The organism is Embleya scabrispora DSM 41855 (assembly GCF_000372745.1).
GTDB classification, from domain to species: domain Bacteria; phylum Actinomycetota; class Actinomycetes; order Streptomycetales; family Streptomycetaceae; genus Embleya; species Embleya scabrispora.
In genome coordinates this window covers 18,150-34,994 of sequence record NZ_KB889687.1, presented here as the reverse complement: position 1 = coordinate 34,994, position 16,845 = coordinate 18,150, and the positions used below count along the sequence as shown (strand labels likewise).

13 protein-coding genes are annotated in these 16,845 nt (G+C 72.8%); 8 read left to right on the top strand and 5 right to left on the bottom strand.

Annotated elements, in window-relative coordinates; all coding sequences use genetic code 11:
• Positions 1-106: 106 nt before the first annotated feature.
• Positions 107-649 carry an arsenate reductase/protein-tyrosine-phosphatase family protein gene (locus A3IC_RS63000; RefSeq protein WP_020554500.1) on the bottom strand — a complete coding sequence of 181 codons (543 nt, stop codon included), beginning with the start codon at positions 647-649 and terminating at the stop codon, positions 107-109.
• Between the two features lie 117 nt (positions 650-766).
• Here A3IC_RS63000 and A3IC_RS0133750 point away from each other — a divergent pair, with 117 nt between their 5' ends.
• From A3IC_RS0133750 to A3IC_RS0133715, 7 genes are all read left to right on the top strand, one after another.
• Positions 767-2,089 (top strand): DUF5685 family protein, encoded by a 1,323-nt coding sequence (locus A3IC_RS0133750; RefSeq protein WP_020554499.1) that lies wholly within the window; start codon positions 767-769, stop codon positions 2,087-2,089.
• Positions 2,090-2,332: 243 nt separating this feature from the next.
• Positions 2,333-3,142, top strand: a complete 810-nt coding sequence (locus A3IC_RS0133745; RefSeq protein ID WP_079026843.1) for a glycosyltransferase family 2 protein — start codon at positions 2,333-2,335, stop codon at positions 3,140-3,142.
• Positions 3,139-4,413, top strand: coding sequence for a glycosyltransferase family 2 protein (locus A3IC_RS0133740; protein ID WP_020554497.1), 1,275 nt, complete (start codon positions 3,139-3,141; stop codon positions 4,411-4,413). Before A3IC_RS0133745 ends, A3IC_RS0133740 begins: the two co-directional genes overlap by 4 nt.
• On the top strand, positions 4,410-5,702 hold the full coding sequence (locus A3IC_RS0133735) for an oligosaccharide flippase family protein (protein WP_020554496.1): 1,293 nt from the start codon (positions 4,410-4,412) through the stop codon (positions 5,700-5,702). Before A3IC_RS0133740 ends, A3IC_RS0133735 begins: the two co-directional genes overlap by 4 nt.
• Positions 5,699-8,512, top strand: a complete 2,814-nt coding sequence (locus A3IC_RS66940; RefSeq protein WP_052173932.1) for a glycosyltransferase family 2 protein — start codon at positions 5,699-5,701, stop codon at positions 8,510-8,512. Before A3IC_RS0133735 ends, A3IC_RS66940 begins: the two co-directional genes overlap by 4 nt.
• On the top strand, positions 8,509-8,853 hold the full coding sequence (locus A3IC_RS58030) for a hypothetical protein (RefSeq protein WP_020554495.1): 345 nt from the start codon (positions 8,509-8,511) through the stop codon (positions 8,851-8,853). Before A3IC_RS66940 ends, A3IC_RS58030 begins: the two co-directional genes overlap by 4 nt.
• Positions 8,850-9,689 carry a polysaccharide deacetylase family protein gene (locus tag A3IC_RS0133715; protein ID WP_020554494.1) on the top strand — a complete coding sequence of 280 codons (840 nt, stop codon included), beginning with the start codon at positions 8,850-8,852 and terminating at the stop codon, positions 9,687-9,689. The genes A3IC_RS58030 and A3IC_RS0133715 overlap by 4 nt, the downstream gene beginning before the upstream one ends.
• Here the strand turns inward: A3IC_RS0133715 and A3IC_RS0133710 are convergent.
• Complete coding sequence (locus A3IC_RS0133710) at positions 9,586-10,521, bottom strand: glycoside hydrolase family 16 protein (RefSeq protein ID WP_020554493.1); 936 nt, start codon at positions 10,519-10,521, stop codon at positions 9,586-9,588. The genes A3IC_RS0133715 and A3IC_RS0133710 overlap by 104 nt on opposite strands.
• Before the next feature lie 9 nt (positions 10,522-10,530).
• Positions 10,531-11,739 (bottom strand): carboxylate--amine ligase, encoded by a 1,209-nt coding sequence (locus tag A3IC_RS0133705; protein WP_020554492.1) that lies wholly within the window; start codon positions 11,737-11,739, stop codon positions 10,531-10,533.
• Between the two features lie 95 nt (positions 11,740-11,834).
• On the opposite strand from A3IC_RS0133705, the gene A3IC_RS0133700 reads away from it, so the two are divergent.
• Positions 11,835-13,022 carry an FAD-dependent oxidoreductase gene (locus tag A3IC_RS0133700; protein WP_020554491.1) on the top strand — a complete coding sequence of 396 codons (1,188 nt, stop codon included), beginning with the start codon at positions 11,835-11,837 and terminating at the stop codon, positions 13,020-13,022.
• An 80-nt stretch (positions 13,023-13,102) separates the two neighbouring features.
• Here the strand turns inward: A3IC_RS0133700 and A3IC_RS0133695 are convergent, their stop codons facing one another.
• Together A3IC_RS0133695 and A3IC_RS58025 are read right to left on the bottom strand one after the other, a co-directional pair.
• Positions 13,103-15,409 carry an FdhF/YdeP family oxidoreductase gene (locus tag A3IC_RS0133695; protein WP_020554490.1) on the bottom strand — a complete coding sequence of 769 codons (2,307 nt, stop codon included), beginning with the start codon at positions 15,407-15,409 and terminating at the stop codon, positions 13,103-13,105.
• An 89-nt stretch (positions 15,410-15,498) separates the two neighbouring features.
• The gene (locus A3IC_RS58025; protein WP_020554489.1) at positions 15,499-16,662 is read right to left on the bottom strand and encodes a globin domain-containing protein; all 1,164 of its coding nucleotides are present in this window, start codon (positions 16,660-16,662) and stop codon (positions 15,499-15,501) included.
• Positions 16,663-16,845 lie beyond the last annotated feature (183 nt).

Here is a 16,845-nt window from a genome sequence, read left to right as displayed (position 1 = left end):
AGCGAGTGTATGAGGCAGCCAAAAGGTCGGTGTGCCCAGGGGGTCTTGCCACACCGCGAGGAAAGATCATTTGTTCGAATGAGCCGGCTCGCCGCCCCGAACGGTGTCACCCGGTGAGCAGCCCCACCAACCGCGCGGTGAGTTCGTCCGCGCGGGCGCCCATCACCCGGAAGGATTCGAGCGGTTCGCCCATCGGATCGTCGAGTTCGTCGGCGGGGCGGGCCAGTCGGTTCGCCGGTCGCAGGGCGTCGACCAGGGTCACCCAGTCGGCGAGCGGCAGATCGCCGCGCGGGCCGAACCGCTCGCCCAGTCGCACGAGTTCGCCGAGCAGGAAGGTGCGGGGCAGCGCGTCGGCGGCGAGCGTGTCGATCGCCCAGTGGTGTTCGCGCGACATGCCGATCACCAGGTCGGCCGTGCGCAGCAGGTCGGCGGTGAGCTTGCGGCTGCGGTGCGAGCCCGGGTCGATCCCGTATTCGTGCAGCACCACCGCGCTGTTGTCGGCCATCGGCCGGTGGTTCCAGTCGATGGTGCCCGCGGAGCCGACCTCGGCGGGCAGCGCCGAACCGGCCAGCCGGTGCCGCAACATCGCCTCGACCAGCGGGGAGCGGCAGATGTTCCCGCTACAGACGACCAGTATCGATGCGCTCACGCTGCGGATCCTATGGGTGGGCCGGTCGTCGACCCCGGCCGGCCCGGGTGCGGATCCCGAACGGGGGTGACGGGTGATCAGTAGGCTGAGCCGTCCGTGGGGGACCGGAACGGCGCAGTGAAATGGGGCGAGGGATTGTTCGGGATCATCCGGCCGTGCCGGCACCGACTGTCGGAGAAGCTGCAGAGCGAGTGGATGGCGCACCTGTGCGGCATGTGTCTCGCGCTGCGCGACGACCACGGACAGGCGGCCCGAGTCGCCACCAACTACGACGGGCTGATCATCTCGGTCCTGGTCGAGGCGCAGTCCGCGCGGCCCACGTCGGACGGCCGGCGCAAGGCGGGCCCGTGTCCGCTGCGCGCGATGCGTCGGGCCGACGTCGCGATGGGCGAGGGCGCCCGGTTGGCCGGAGCGGTGTCCCTGGTGCTCGCGTCGGCGAAGATGCGCGACCACATCGACGACGGTGACGGCGTGTACAAGCGGCGTGCGGTGGCCGGTGGTGCGCGCCGGGTCGCCGAGCGCTGGGCCCGCCAGGGTGCGGACGCCGCGCTGGAGGTCGGCTTCGACACGGCCGTGATGGTCGAGGCGGTGGATCGGCAGGTCGAGGTCGAGGCGCTGGCCGGACCGGGTGTGTCCGTGCTGACCGTGACCGAACCCACCGAGACCGCCACCGGCGCCGCGTTCGCGCACACCGCGGTGCTGGCCGAACGCCCGGACAACGCGGAGTCGTTGGCCGAGGCGGGTCGGTTGTTCGGGCGGCTTGCGCACCTGCTCGACGCGGTCGAGGACATCCATGCCGACCGTGCCGCCGGCGCCTGGAACCCGCTGCTCGCCACCGGGACCGGGCCGGACGAGGCGCACCGGTTGTGCCGCGACGCCGCGACCGGGATCAGACTCGCGTTGGCCGAGGTCGAGTTCGTCGACGGTGTGCTCGTCCACCGGCTGCTCGTGCACGAGATAGACGAGGCGATCGACCGGTCCTTCCGGCACGCGGGCTTCCCGGTCGAGTCGCCCTCGTGCTCGGTGGGCGCCAAGCACGGCAACGGCTGCGCCAAGCACGCCGAGCGGCCGGAACGGCGCCTGGCCGCGCGGCCCGAGGGCTCCTGGCCCAACCAGCAGCCGCCCTATCCGCAACCGCCGAACCAGCAGCCGCCCGGCAGCCCGTACGACCCGAACAGCCCGTGGGGTCCGCCCGGTGGTCCGACCCCGCCGCCTCCGCCGCCCGGCGGGCACAACGTGTTCGTGGCCTGCGCGATCTGGGCCGGGCTGTGCTGCACGTGCCAGTGGTGCTGCCGGGAGTCGTTCGAGGACCCGTGCACCGGTCAACAGCGGCAGGGCTGCTGCCACAAGTGCGACTGTGGGGACTGCTGCGACGGTTGCGACTGCTGTGGCAACTGCTGTGAATGCGGCGAATGTTGCTCGTGCGACTGCTCCTGCTGAAAGCCTCGTAACACCCCGGGAAGCACGAAATATCACCGAACTGGCATTCGACGGTAAAAACGCCCAACCGTAACGTCTTGGTAAAGCATCCTCGGTCCGATTGACCCTGCTTTCGCCGTCCAACCACGATCAGCGATGACCGGGTGTCGCGCCATCGGCACCCGGCGTCACCGATCTCGGGCCGGTTCGCCGGCCCGATGCCGTGTGCCTCCCTGGGCGCGGCAGACGGGAGGGGGCCTGGTCATGCACGACACGACGCACACGGCACACGCGACACGTCCATTGCCCCGGATCGCCGAACTGCCCGGCGGTACACCGCTGCGCGCCGGGCACTCGGCACCGGGCCCGGCGCCGCGCGATCGGGTCACCCTGGTCGTGCCCGCCCGCAACGAGGCCCGCAATCTGCCCTGGGTGCTCCAACAGATCCCCGAAGGCGTCGACGAGGTCCTGCTGATCGACGGCGACTCCACCGACGCCACCTCGCTGATCACCCGCCGCTACCTGCCCGCGGCCCGGGTCATCCCGCAGTCCGGGCCCGGCAAGGGCAGCGCGCTGCGGACCGGATTCCGGCACGCGACCGGCGACATCATCGTCACCATCGACGCCGACGGGAGCATGTCGCCCCAGGAGATCCCGCACTACGTGCACTTCCTGACCAACGGCTACGACTTCGTCAAGGGCTCCCGGTTCGTCGGCGGCGGCGGATCACTGGACCTGACCACGCTGCGCAGCATCGGCAACCACGCGCTGATGGCGCTGGTGCGCCGGCTCTACCGCTATCGGCTCACCGATCTGTGCTACGGCTTCTGTGCGTTTCGCCGGTGTTTCCTCGACCACCTCGACCTGCGCTCGACCGGCTTCGAGATCGAGGCCGAGATGATCGTCCGCGCGCTTCGCGCCGGGCTGCGCATCGCCGAGGTGCCCAGCCTCGAACTGCCGCGCCGCAGCGGCCGATCCAATCTCAACGCGTTGCGCGACGGACACCGGGTGCTGCGCACCGTGTTGCGCGAGCACGGCGGCGTGCGGACGATCCGGGCAGGGGAGGAGGGGTGACCTCGCGACCCGACCCGAACCCCGAACCCGCCGCCCCGCCCGATCTGGTGCATGTGCGCGTGCTCGATGTCACCGCCGCCGGCGCCGCCCGGCTGAGCACTCCCGACGGCCGGCCGGCCGGGTGCCCCACCGGCGCCGTACTCGTCCTGATCCGACACGACGGCATCCCCGTGGGCCTGCTCGACCTGGAATCCCACGACGCCGACCCGGATCGGCTGATCGCCGCCGCCGGCGCCCGATTCGGTGCCCCCGTCCCGCCCGACCACAGCCCCGGACCGCCCGGACGCCGGAAATCGCCCCGGGTCAGCGTGATCGTGGCGACCCGGGAGCGACCCGAACTGCTCGCCGCGTGCCTGCGCACCCTGCTGTGGCAGACCTATCCCGACATCGAGCTGATCGTGGTGGACAACGCGCCCACCACCAACCGCACCGCGAGCGTGGTTCGCGGCGGCTGCGCGGGCCTGGTGCGCTATCTCCGTGAACCCCGCGCCGGCCTGGCGCTCGCGCACAACCGAGGCATCGCCGCCGCCACCGGCGAACTGCTCGCCTTCACCGACGACGACGTCCTGGCCGACCCCGGCTGGGTCGCCGGCCTGGTCGCGGGCTTCGCCCGGGCGGGCCGACCCGCGTGTGTCACCGGGCTGATCCTGCCCGCCGAACTGCGCACCCCCGCGCAGCTGATGCTGCATCACCACGCGGGTCTGACCAAGGGATTCGAGCCGATGCTGTACGACGCCCAGGCGCCGCCGGCGGATCCGCTGTTCCCGTTCACCGCGGGGCGCTTCGGTTCGGGCGCGAACATGGCCTTTCGTGCCGACGTGCTGCGCGCGATGGGCGGCTTCGACCCGGCGACCGGGGTCGGCACGCCCGCGCGCGGCGGCGACGATCTGCTCGCGTTCTTTCGCACCATCGTGCGCGGCCACCGAATCGGCTACGAACCCGGCGCGCTGATCTGGCATCGGCATCGCGCCGATCACGCCGCGGTGGCGCACCAGGTCCGCGGCTACGGCACCGGCCTGGGCGCCTATCTGACCGCCGCCGTGCTGCGCGAGCCACGCACGCTCGGCGCGCTCGCCCGCCGCGTGCCCGGCGGCATCCGGCACGCCCTGACCCGCACCCGCGCGCCCGGCCGCCCCGAAGTCCCCTGGCCCGCCCGCCTGGCCGGGCTCGAACGCCGTGCGCTGGCCGCCGGCCCGCTCGCCTACCTGCACGCCCGGGTGCGCATGCACGGAGCGCACACGCCCTGGGAGCAACCGGGGCGGGCCCGGTGACGCAGGCTCAGCTGCGCCGGCCGAGCCGCCCGGGGGCCGACCCGCTGCTGCGCAACGGCCATGTGCTGACCGTCGGCTCGCTGGTCACCTCGGCATTCGGCGCCGGCTACTGGGCACTTGCCACCCGCCGGTACGGCGACGCGACGGTGGGCCGCGGCTATGCCGCCGTGTCCGCGCTGATGCTGCTCTCCGGGCTGGGGCAACTCGGCCTGGGCAACGTGCTCGTGCGGTTCCTGCCGCGGGCGGGGCACGACCGGCGTGCGCTGATCCGGGTCGCGTACGCCGCCGCGTGCGGCGCCACGCTGATCGCGGTGGTGGGCTTCCTGGCGCTGATCCCGGTGTGCGCGCCGAGCCTGGGGTTCCTTCGCCACCCGGCGGCCGGCTGCTGCTTCGTGGCCACCACCGTGGCGTACGCGCTCTTCGCGCTCCAGGACGGCGCGCTCACCGGGCTGCGCCGACCGGGACTGGTGGTCGGCAAGAACAGCGGCTTCGCGGTCGCCAAGATCGTTCTCGTCGCCGCGCTCGCCGGGCTCATGCCCACGCTCGGGATCCTGATGTCCTGGACCCTCGCCCTGATCTGCACCCTGGTCGTGGTGGACGCGTGGCTGTTCGCCCGACTGCTCCCGACCCGCCGTCCCGCGCGCGCCCGGGACGAGTCCGGCTTCCTGCCCGCCCGTTCCATCCTGCGCTACGCCGGCGCCGACTATCTGGGCACGCTGTGCTGGCTGGCCGCGACCACGCTGCCGCCGATCATCGTGCTGGAACACGCCGGTGCCCGGGAGAGCGCCTACTTTTCGCTCGCCTGGGTGGTGGCCAACACGCTCTACCTGATCAGCCTCAACATGGGCGCGTCGCTGCTGGTCGAAGCGGCCGGCGAGGGTGCCGGACTCGCCGCGGGCTGTCACCGGGTGCTGTGGCATACCGGAGCATTGCTCACACTCGCGATCACCGCTCTCGTCGCCGGCGCGCCCCTGGTCCTGCGCGTGTTCGGCCCCGGCTACGCCCGCGACGGATCCACGCTGCTGCAACTGCTGGCCCTGTCCGCGCTGCCACACCTGGTGGTCGCCACCGCGATCAGCGCATGCCGCGTGCTCGGCCGGATGCGCGTGGTGGTCGCCGTCCAGGCCGGGCTCGCGACCGCCGTACTGGCCCTGACCGTCGTCCTGCTGCCCGTGCTCGGCGTGCTCGGCGCCGGCGTCGCGTGGCTCGGCGCGCAGACCGCGACCGCGCTCGCGCTGCTGACGGCCCGCCGGGTCTGGCTGCCCGCCACCCCCGGGAGGCCCGCATGACGGAGACCCCACCACGCACCAGACGCCTGGCCTGGGTCGCCATCCGGGCCGAGGAGGCGGCCGTCCGACGAGCGCGGGCGGCGGCGGCCCGGCACGCGGTGCCACCGGCGGAGTACACGCCGCCCCGACCCACCCTGACGGTGATCGTCTGCGCCTACACGATGGATCGCTGGGACGACCTGAGCGCGGCCCTCGCCTCGATCCGGGCCCAGGACGAGCCACCGGCCGAGACGATCCTGGTCGCCGACCACTGCCACGAACTCGCCTCCCGCGCGGCCCGCGAGTTCACCGACGTCACCGTGCTGCGCAACCGCGGTCGACGCGGCCTCTCCGGGGCGCGCAACACCGGCGTCGAGGGCGCGCACGGCGAGATCGTGGCCTTCCTCGACGACGACGCGGTGGCCGAACCCGACTGGACCATGCGCCTGCTCGACGGTTACACCGACCCGAAGGTGCTCGGCGTCGGCGGCCGGATCCGGCCGAACTGGGACACCGGCCGCCCGGCCTGGTTCCCGGCCGAATTCGACTGGGTGGTCGGCTGCACCTACCGGGGCATGCCCGAACACGCCGCGCCGGTACGCAATCTGATCGGCGCCAACATGTCCTTCCGGCGCGGCGTGCTGCTCGACATCGGCGGCTTCCGCACCGACCTGGGCCGGGTCGGTGTTCGCCCGCTGGGCTGCGAGGAGACCGAACTGTGCATCCGCGCGGCGGCCCGACACCGCGGCGGCACGCTCGCCTACGAACCCGCCGCCGTGGTCCGCCACCGTGTCCCCGCCGCGCGCACCACATGGCGCTACTTTCGGGCCCGCTGCTGGGCCGAGGGCCTGTCCAAGGCCGCGGTCAGCCGGCACACCGGCACCGACACCGCGCTCGCCTCCGAGCGTTCCTACCTGGCCTCGACGATCCCACGGGCCCTGGTCCGGCCGTTCGCGCCGGACGCCGCGCCACCCAAGGCCACCATCCCCGCCCTGGCCCTGGGCGTGCTCACCACCGCGCTCGGCTACGCGACCGGTCGACTGCGCGGCCTGGGCCACGACCCGCGGCCCACCGCCGCGGCGCTCGCCTTCCGCGCGTTCGGGCTGCTCGCGCTGCCGGTCGCCGCACTGCTGTGGGTGCTCGCGATGCGCATGCCGGTCGCGGTGGACCGGATGGGCGGTCTGGGCCTGCTGGACGTGCTGCCGGTGCTGTACTGGTGCGCACTGGGCCTGCTCACCGCGGGCTTCGCCGCGACGCTGCTCGACCGCGCCGCCCGGGCGCCCCGATACGCGCTGTACACCGGCGCGTTGGTGACCATGCTGCACGCGACCCCCGCGGTGCTGTACGAACATCTGCGCTACGCGTGGGCGTGGAAGCACGTAGAGGTGGTCGACCAGTTCCTGCGCACCGGCGAAACCCTGCCGCACGCGGGTGAGTTGGCGCCGTATCACCAGTGGCCGGGCTTCTTCGCCGCAGCCGCCGCGGTGGTCCGCGGCGTCGGCGTGCACGACGCGCTGACCATGGCGACCTGGTCGCCGCTCGCCTTCGACCTGCTGCTGATCGGCCCGCTGGTTCTGCTTTATCGCACCCTCACCCGCAACCGGCGGGTCGTCTGGGCGGCGGTGTGGATCCACTTCGGCACCGCGTGGGTCGGCCAGGACTACTTCGCGCCGCAGACCTTCGCGTTCGTACTGTATGTGAGCATCCTGGCGCTGGTCCTGGACCGCGACCGGCGCCCGCTCGCCACTGTCGCCCTGTGCACGCCGCTCGTGCTCGCGGTGGTGACGGCGCATCAGCTCACCCCGCTGATGCTTGTGGTCGCGGTCGGTGCCCTGGCCTGCTCGCGTGACCACCGCCGGGTCGCCCTGCCCCTGCTCGCGCTCGTCGCCGTTGCCGTCCCGGCCTGGGACCTGACCGTGGCCCGCCCCTTCCTCCTCGACCAATTCGGCTCCTCCTGGGCACAGTTCGGCCGATTCGAGGCCAACGCGCACGCCGGGATGGTCGATCTGGGCACCGCCGAACCCGGGCAGGTGCTGGTCGCCCGGGTCGATCGTGCACTGACCGTCGGCGTGGTGCTGCTCGCCGCCGCCGCGCTGGTCCGCTGCCCCCGGTTGCGCCGCTCGCCCGCCACGCTGCTGGCGATCGCGCCGCTGCCGCTGCTCGCGGCCGGCGCCTACGGCGGCGAAATCATCTTCCGCGTCTACCTGTTCGCGCTCCCGGCGCTGGCGTTCCTGATCGCCTCGTGGCTGGCACCGCTGTTCGGCGACCGAGGCCGCCCGCGCCCGCGCGCGGTGCTGCTCCCGGTGGTGTTCGCGCTGCTGCTCACCGGGTTCGTGTTCGGCTATTACGGCAAGGAGCGGCAGAACCACTTCGCCGACGGCGAGATCGCCGCCCGGCAGTGGCTGGCCACCGTGTCCGCCCCCGGCGATCTGATCGTCGCGGCCACCAACAACTTCCCCGGCGCCTACGCCGACTACGAGCGACAACAACACCGCTGGTTCGCGATGGAGACGCCGACCCTGCGTGAGGGCGTCGTGCACGATCCGGTCGCCGGCCTGACCGCGCTGGCCGACGAATACGCCGGTCACACCGCGTACCTGTTCCTGACCGCCGCTCAGCGGGCCGAATGCGAGCAGACCGGCCTGCTGCCGGCCGGCGCGCTCCAACGAATGGACCACACGCTTTCCACGGCACCGCGCTTCACCCTGCTCCTGCGCGATCGGGACGCGGTGATCTACCGAATCGACCCGAGCACCGAGCCGAGCGGAACCGCGCCGCCGCAGGCCGCGCGGACGCGGGACGCCCCGGCCCGAAGCGGCCCCCGACGGTGACCGGCCCGATCCGCGCGGCGTTGCCCGCCGCGGCCGGCTGGCTCGCGTTCGGCGCGCCGGCACTGCCCGCCGGACAACCGCTGCGGGTGCTCGTGGTGGTCGCGTTCCTGGCGGTGGGGCCCGGCTACGCCCTCGCCGGGGACAGCGCCACGGTCCTTGCCACGGCGGTGACCTCGGTCGCCGGCAGCGCCGCGCTGTGCGCGCTGACCGCCGAGGCGTTCCTGCTCGCCGGCGCCTTCTCCGGCCCCCGCGTGCTCGGCACGCTCGCGGCGCTGACCACCGCCGCCGCGCTGATCCGCACCATCGCGCACACCCGCGCCGTACGAAGGGACAACCGATGAGATCCGAGGCCGCGGTTCCGGTACTGCTGTACCACTCCGTGCGCGACGACCCGCCGCCGTGGATCGCGCCGTTCACGGTCGGCCCGGCCGAGTTCGGCCGCCACCTCGACCGGATCCTGGCCGGCGGCCGGGTCCCGGTGGATCTGGACCGTTTCACCGAGGCCCTGCACGGCGGGCGCGACCTGCCCCGACACAGCGTGCTGATCACCTTCGACGACGGCTACGCCGACTTCGCCCGCCACGCGCTGCCGCAACTGGTCGAGCGGAATCTGCCGGTGACCCTCTACGTCACCACCGACGCGCTGTGGCCCACCCCGCGGCCGGCGCTGCCACCCGCCGCGATGCTCAGCTGGGACGACCTGCGCGGGATCGCCGACGCGCCGGGCCTGACCATCGGCGCGCACGGCTGTACGCACCGCGAGTTGGACACCCTGCCGATCGAGCCGATGCACCGCGAGATCACCGACTCGCGCGAGCGGCTGGAAGCCGAACTGGAGCGCCCGATCACCTCGTTCGCCTATCCGTTCGGCTACAACAACGCGGCCGTGCGCGAGGCGGTGCGACTCGCCGGCTTTCGCACCGCGATGGCCGTGCGCGACGCGCACAGCTCGCGCGAGGACGACCCGTGGCGGATCTCCCGCCTGCTGGTGCGCGCGAACACGGACGCGACCCGCCTGGACGCCTGGCTGGCCGGCGCCGGTACCCGGGTGGCACCGTTTCGGGACGGGCCGCTCACGCTGGGCTGGCGGGCCTGGCGGCGGACCCGGGCGCGCCGGCGCGGACATCCCGATCCCTGGCAGGGACACCGCGATCCGGTGGCGGACCGGACCGGGTGACCCGGTGAGCGACCCGTCGGCGGCGGACCCGCACTCGAGGTGCCCACACCCGCACCGATCGGATCCGCAGCTCGGCGTCGTGTACGTGATCCGGCACCGGCTCCGGATAGCCCATCGCGAGCGTGAACAGCACCTCCATCGGTTCGTTCGGGACGCGCGCCGGATCGGTCACCGTGAACACCTGCTCGCCGTCGATCCACCAGGTCAGGCGATCCGGCGCCCAGTCGAGGGTGAAGTGGTGGAACCGGTCCGACCAGTCGCGCGCGGGCGACTCGTGCACCCACGCCTGCGGACGACCATCCGGATCGCGCCAGTGCACCGTGGACCTGGCCCGATCGTCCGCGCCGATCAGCTCGACCACATCCACCTCCGGCGGTGTGTACCGGGAGGCGGGCATCAGCCAGAACGCCGGGAACGAGTTCGGCGCGCGCGGCATCAGCAACTCGGCCTCGACCCGGCCGTAGGTGAAGGTGAAGCGCGGGCGGCCGGACCAACTCGGCCGCCCGGTCGAGACCATGCCCGACGCCCACGGGTACACGACGTGGTTCGCGCCGCGCGTGGGCCGGCGCACCGCGCTCAGGATCGCCTGGCCCCCGCTCACCCGGACCTGCTCGGGCCGGTACCACTGCTGCTCCCCGTTGCCCGCGTTGGTGCAGCCGTCCACGTTCCAGTCGTAGCAGGTCACCCAGCGCTCGGCGGCCAACCTCGAACCGGTGAAGTCCTCGGCGAACAACAGCCGGGGCCCGGTGGGCGATCCGGACCCGCAGGCCGCGAGCAGCACGACCGGCAGCAGCAGCGCCACCGCGCGTCGCACCCGCCGGATCACCGTCACCGCGTGCCCTCAGCGCCCGTACCGACGCACCGCCACGGCGAGCGCCCGCACCGCGGCCGCCGCGGCGGGCAGCGGATCGTCCCAGGCCGGCCACGCCGGTTCCAGGCCGCCGCGGACCGGCGGGTAGCCGGGCGGCCGGGCCGCTCCCGCCCGGCCCCGGTAGGCGAGCAGCGCCGCGACGTCCAGGTGCTCGGCGACGTAGCGCCGGCCCTCGCGCTGGGCGCCCGCCGGGATCGCCCGACCGGTCAGATCCAGGTGCAGCGCGCGCACCACGTCCAGCCCGCACTCGGTCTCGAACATGCGGAACTGGGCGCCCAGCCGCGGATTGAAGTCGACAAGCTTGTACCGCCCGTCGCGCAGGTCCAGCCGCCAGTCCAGATCGGCCGGCCCGCGATAGCCGATCGCCCGACACAGCCGGGCCGACCGGCGGGCCAGCCCCGGATTGGCCAACGCCCGTGCGTACGTGGTCACTCCCGCGTGCGGTGGCCAGGAGCGGAGCTTGAGGCCGGTGAACACCGGCGCGCATCGGCCGTCCGGCGCGGCGTACAGGTGCACGATCCAGTCCTGCGCCACCTCGCGCGGCACGTACGCCTGCAACGCCACCGCGCGCGGGGCGCCGACCAGGGCGAGCAGGGCACGCTCGTCGGGTACGAGCGTGGTGCCGGCCACCACCGGGGCGCGCAGCCGATCCCACGGTGCGAGGTTCTTGACCACGACCGGGTAGCCCAACTCGCCTGCGCAGGCCACGAGCCGGTCCCGGTCGGCCGGGAATCGGGTGTCCGGCGTGGGTACCCCATGGGCCAGGCAACGCCGGTAGAGCCCGCGCTTGTCGGCCAGTTCCGCGAGCAGGTCCGGTTCGACCCCGGGCAACAGGAAACACTCGGCCAACCTGTCCCGCGCACCGGCGGCGAGCAGCGCCGCCTCGTCGTCGGTGGGCACCAGCACCGCGCGGGCGGGCAACCCGCGACCGATCCGCAGCAGCCGATCCAGCAGCTCCGCCGGGTCCTCCAGGCCGGTGGTGGGCCAGACGTGTCGCCGACTCAGGTGCCGGGACAGCGCGGTCGGGGTGTACGCGTCCTCGACCACCGCATGCACCGCGACGCCGGCCCGACCGAGCGAGCGCACCGCGCCGACCGAACCCTGATGCAGCGGATAGCGGCCGACCTTGAACAGCAGCGCCGGCACCGAACGATCCAGCTCGACCCCTTGCCCACCCATGTCGTTGCCTCCCCGTCCGGACCTTTCTAGCAGCAGAACCGACTTTTCACCGGATAAGCCGATATTCCACGTCGAATACTCGAAGGGCGCACACCATGACCGTCGCCATCGTCGGAGCGGGCCCCTACGGCCTCTCGCTCGCCGCCCACCTGCGCCAACTCGGGGTGACCACCCGCGTGTTCGGCGAGCCCATGGAGAGCTGGCGACGCCATATGCCGGTCGGCATGCTGCTCAAGTCCCGGCCCGACGCGTCCTCAATCGCCGCGCCGAGGCCGGGATTCGACCTGGCCGACTACCAACGTGCCCGGGGCGAACGGCCGCTGACGGGTGATCAGCCGGTGCCCCGGGAGACGTTCGCGACCTACGGCCGCTGGTACGCCGACCGGCTCGTGCCGGACGTGGAACAGGTACGGATCACCGGTGTCGAACCGGCCGGACACGGCTTCGCGCTCGGCCGCGCGGACGGCACCGAGGTCGAGGTGGACGCGGTCGTGCTGGCCACCGGACTGGCCGCACACCGCTACGTGCCGCCCGTGCTGAAACGCCTGGGCGCCGACCTGGTCTCGCACCCCGCCGAGCACGCGGACCTGGCCGAGCTCGGTGCGGACCGGGACATCGTGGTGATCGGCTCGGGCCAATCCGCGCTGGAGAGCGCGGCGTTGCTGCACGAGGGCGGCGCCGCGCGGGTGCGTGTTTTCGGCCGGGCCGAGCGGGTGCGGTTCGCCGCGCCACCCGCGCCACATCGGGCCCGACGGCTCACCCCGGACTCGCCGCTGGGCGCCGGGTGGTCGGTCGCCGCCGCCGCGCGCGGTCCGGCCGCGTTCCGGCTGCTGCCCGCGTGTGTGCGGGTCGACCTGGCCCGGCGCGTCCTCGGCCCCTCGGCCGCGTGGTGGTTGCGGGATCGGTTGGACGGGCGCGTCCCGGTGCGGGACGCGCAGACGGTCACCGGGGCCCGCCGCGAGCCGGACGGGCGGGTCCGGATGTTGCTCCGGGACCGGACCGGATACCAGCGCGAGGTGCGCACGGACCATGTGCTCGCGGCGACCGGCTACCGGGTCGACCTGGCCGCACTGGGCTTCCTCGCGCCGCACGTGCGGCGGCGGATCGGCACGGTCGGCGGACTGCCCGCGCTGGACGCGGCGTTCGAGACGACCGTGCCGGGCCTGTACGTCACCGGCCCGCCGGCCGCGGTGACCTTCGGCCCGGTGGTCCGCTTCGTCCACGGCACCGGCTTCGCCTCCCGCCGCCTGGCGGCCGTACTGGCCGCCCGCTTCCGGGGCTAGCCGGGCACCGAGCACGGGTCCTCAGCGCCGGACGGGCCGATCGGCCCGTCCGGCGCTCGACGACGAACCCGGCCGCCGGGTCAGCTCGATCGCGGCTCCAGCCGGATCACGATCGACTTCGAGGTCGGGGTGTTGCTTTCGTCCGCCGTGCTGTCCAGCGGCACCAGCACGTTGGTCTCGGGGAAGTAGGCCGCGCAGCAGCCTGCGGCGGTGTCGTAGGACACCACCTTGAACGACGGCGCCCGCCGCTCGGTCCCATCGCTCCATTCGCCGACCAGGTCGACCAGCGCACCGTCCGCGATGCCGAGCTCGGCCAGGTCGGTCGGGTTCACGAAGACCACCCGACGGCCCTGCTTGATCCCGCGATAACGGTCGTCCAAGCCGTAGATCGTGGTGTTGTACTGGTCGTGCGAGCGAACCGTCTGCAGGATCAGCCGGCCCGCGGGCACCCGCAGCACCGCGAGGTCGTTGCGGGAGAAGTTCGCCTTGCCGGTCGTGGTCGGGAACGTCCGCGCGTCGCGCGGCCCGTGCGGCAGGACGAAGCCGCCGGGCTCGCGCACCCGCCGATTGAAGTCGGTGAAGCCCGGGATCACCCGCTCGATGCGATCCCGGATCAGGTCGTAGTCGCGCGCGAAGTCGCGCCAGGGCACCGACACCCGATCGCCCCGCCCCTGATCGCCCCGCTCCGGAGCACCCAGCACCCGCTCGGCGAGCCCGCACACGATCGCCACCTCGGAGCGCAGGTGCGGCGAGGCCGGCGGCAACTTCCCGCGCGACATGTGCACCGCGCTCATCGAGTCCTCGACCGTGACGAACCGGTCCTGCTCGGTACGACCCAGCGTGGGCAGGATCAGCGCCCGCCGGCCGGTGACCGCATGCGAGCGATTGAGCTTGGTGGAGACCTGGACGGTCAGCCGGGTGGCCCGCAACGCGGCCTCGGTCGCCGTGGTGTCCGGTGTCGCCGAGACGAAGTTGCCGCCCACCGCGACGAACACCTCGACCTCGCCGTCGCGCATCGCTCGGATCGTGTCCACCACGTCGTGCCCGTGCTCGCGCGGCGGGGCGAAGCCGAACTCCTTCTCCAACGCGTCCAGGAACGCCGCCGAGGGCTTCTCGTAGATGCCCATCGTGCGGTCGCCCTGCACGTTGCTGTGCCCGCGCACCGGGCACACCCCGGCGCCCGGCCGGCCGACATTGCCGCGCAGGAGCAGGAAGTTGACCACCTCGCGGATGGTCGGCACCGAGTTCTTGTGCTGGGTCAGGCCCATCGCCCAACACACCACGATCCGCGGCGAGTCGAGCACCCGGCGATGGATGCGCTCGATCTGCTCGCGCGCGAGCCCGGTTGCCTCCAGCACGTCGGCCCACGGCGTGGTTCGCACGTCCGCAGCGAACTCCTCGAAGCCGTGCGTGTATTCGTTGATGAACGCACGATCGAGCACGGTGCCCGGCGCGGCGTCCTCGGCTTCGAGCAGCAACCGGTTCAGCGCTCGGAACAGCGCGAGGTCGCCGTTCAGACGGATCTGCGCGAACTCGTCGGTCAACCGGGTGCCCGAGCCGAGTATGCCGGACACCTTCTGCGGATTCTTGAACCGCAGCAGTCCCGCCTCGGGCAACGGGTTGACCGCCACGATCGAGGCGCCCGCCTGCTTGGCCTTCTCCAACGCGGACAACATCCGCGGGTGGTTGGTGCCCGGATTCTGGCCCACCACGAAGATCAGGTCGGCCTGATACAGGTCCTCCAGCGACACGCTGCCCTTGCCGACCCCGAGCGTCTGGGTCAGCGCCGAACCGCTCGACTCGTGGCACATGTTGGAGCAGTCCGGCAGGTTGTTCGTGCCGAACGCGCGCACGAACAACTGGTACACGAACGCGGCCTCGTTGCTGGTGCGGCCCGACGTGTAGAACGCCGCCCGGTGTGGCGAGTCCAGCGCCGTCAACTCCTCGGCGACCACCCCGAACGCGTCCTCCCACGAGATCGGCGCGTAGTGCGAGGCGCCCTCGGCGAGGTACATCGGCTCGGTCAGCCGGCCCTGCTGGCCCAGCCAGTAGTCCGACTTGTCGGCCAACTCGGCGACCGGGTGCGCGGCGAAGAAGTCCGCGCCGACCCGGCGCACGGTGGCCTCCTCGGCGACCGCCTTCGCGCCGTTCTCGCAGAACTCGGCGACGCTGCGGTGGTTCGGCTCGGGCCACGCGCACCCGGGGCAGTCGAAACCCTGCTTCTGGTTGACCTGAACCAGCGTCAGCAGGCTGCGCTTGACCCCCATCTGACGGCCGGCATGGCGCAGTGACCAGGCGACGGCGGGCAGCCCGGCCGCGTACTCCTTGGGCGGGCCGATCACGAGGCCCTCGTCGCCGACGTCGTTCACGGGCGGCTTGCTGACCATGCGGGTGCTCCTGCTGCTGTTCGAACCGGTCGCTTCGACACGACCCTGGTGCCCCGTACGTTACGCCCCCGTGGTCGAGTGTCCGCAGCTCAGCAGCCCTGGAGCAGCCGCGGACCCTGGGCGATCTCGTCCAGACTCTCGGTGTGCAGCCGCTGCGGGGCGACACCCAGCTCGCCGGTCAGCCGGTGTGCGGTGGCCCGAACCATCGCCGCCGACCCGCTGACGAACACGTCGTGGTCGTGCCAGCGCCCGTACCGAGCCAGCACGTCGGGCAGCGCGCCCTGATCACCGGCGAACGAGCGGTCGTGGGTGACCGCCGGGATCACGTTCAGCCACGGATACACCTCCGCCATCGCGGACAGCGCGTTCAGGTCGTACAGGTCCACCCCGTACTTCGCGCCGATGAACACGTGCGCCCGGTTGGCCAACTGCCGCTGGGCCATGTGCTGGACCAGCGCCTTGATCGGCGCCAGGCCGGTCCCCGAGGCGACGCACAGCGCGCTGCGCAGCGTCTCGCCGCGCAGCACCAGCCCACCGCGCGCGGGCCCGAGCCGGACGTGGTCGCCGACCCGGGCCCGGTGCACCAGCGCGTTGCTCACCCACCCCGCGGGCACCGCGCGCACGTGCAGTTCCAGCCGGCCGTCCACGCGCGGTGCGTTGGCGATCGAGTAGTGCCGCCATACCCTGGGCCACCAAGGCGTCTCCACGCTCACGTGCTGGCCCGGGTGATAGGACAGCGGCCGATCCGGCCGCACGGTGATCACCGCGATGTCCCGCCCGCGCGACTCGTGACCGGTGATCACCGCGTCCCACCAGGGCGGGGCCTCCTCGGCGTCGTCGGCGGCGGCCTCGATCATCACCGACGCGGCCCACGTGTACACCTCCAGCCAGGCCGCCTGGAGTTCGGGCGTCCAGCGGGTGCCCAGGTAGCGGGCCAGCGCGCCGGTCAGCGCGGAGCCGACCGCCTCGTAGTGCTCGTCGAGTACGCCGTACTTGCGGTGGTCGCGACCCAACTGCCGCAGGAAGCGACGCAGCTCGTGCGGTTCGTCACTGCCCGCACCGAGCCGCAGCAGCGCGGTGAGCAGTCGGTCCCGCTGGAGAGCCATGGCCGGTGGGAACAGCTCGCGCAGGTCGGGCCGGCGCAGGAACAGCAGGGCGTAGAAGTGCGAGACCAGATCGTGCGCGGCGGGGGCGACGGCCGTGAGGCTGCCGCGGAGCAGATCGGCCCGGGAGGGATCGGGGCTTCCGGACATGACGGACCGCATCCTCGTGTGCTCGGAGAGCGACCCGACGGCGGGACATGTACTGCCGAATCCGGAAACCGCCGGCCACCCGAAGGGGAAGTGGGACGACGGTAAGCGGTCGCGCGAACGCGGAGGGTGGGTAATGCGGGAAGCCCGCCGCGGTGAACCGCGGCGGGCTTACGCTTGAGGATT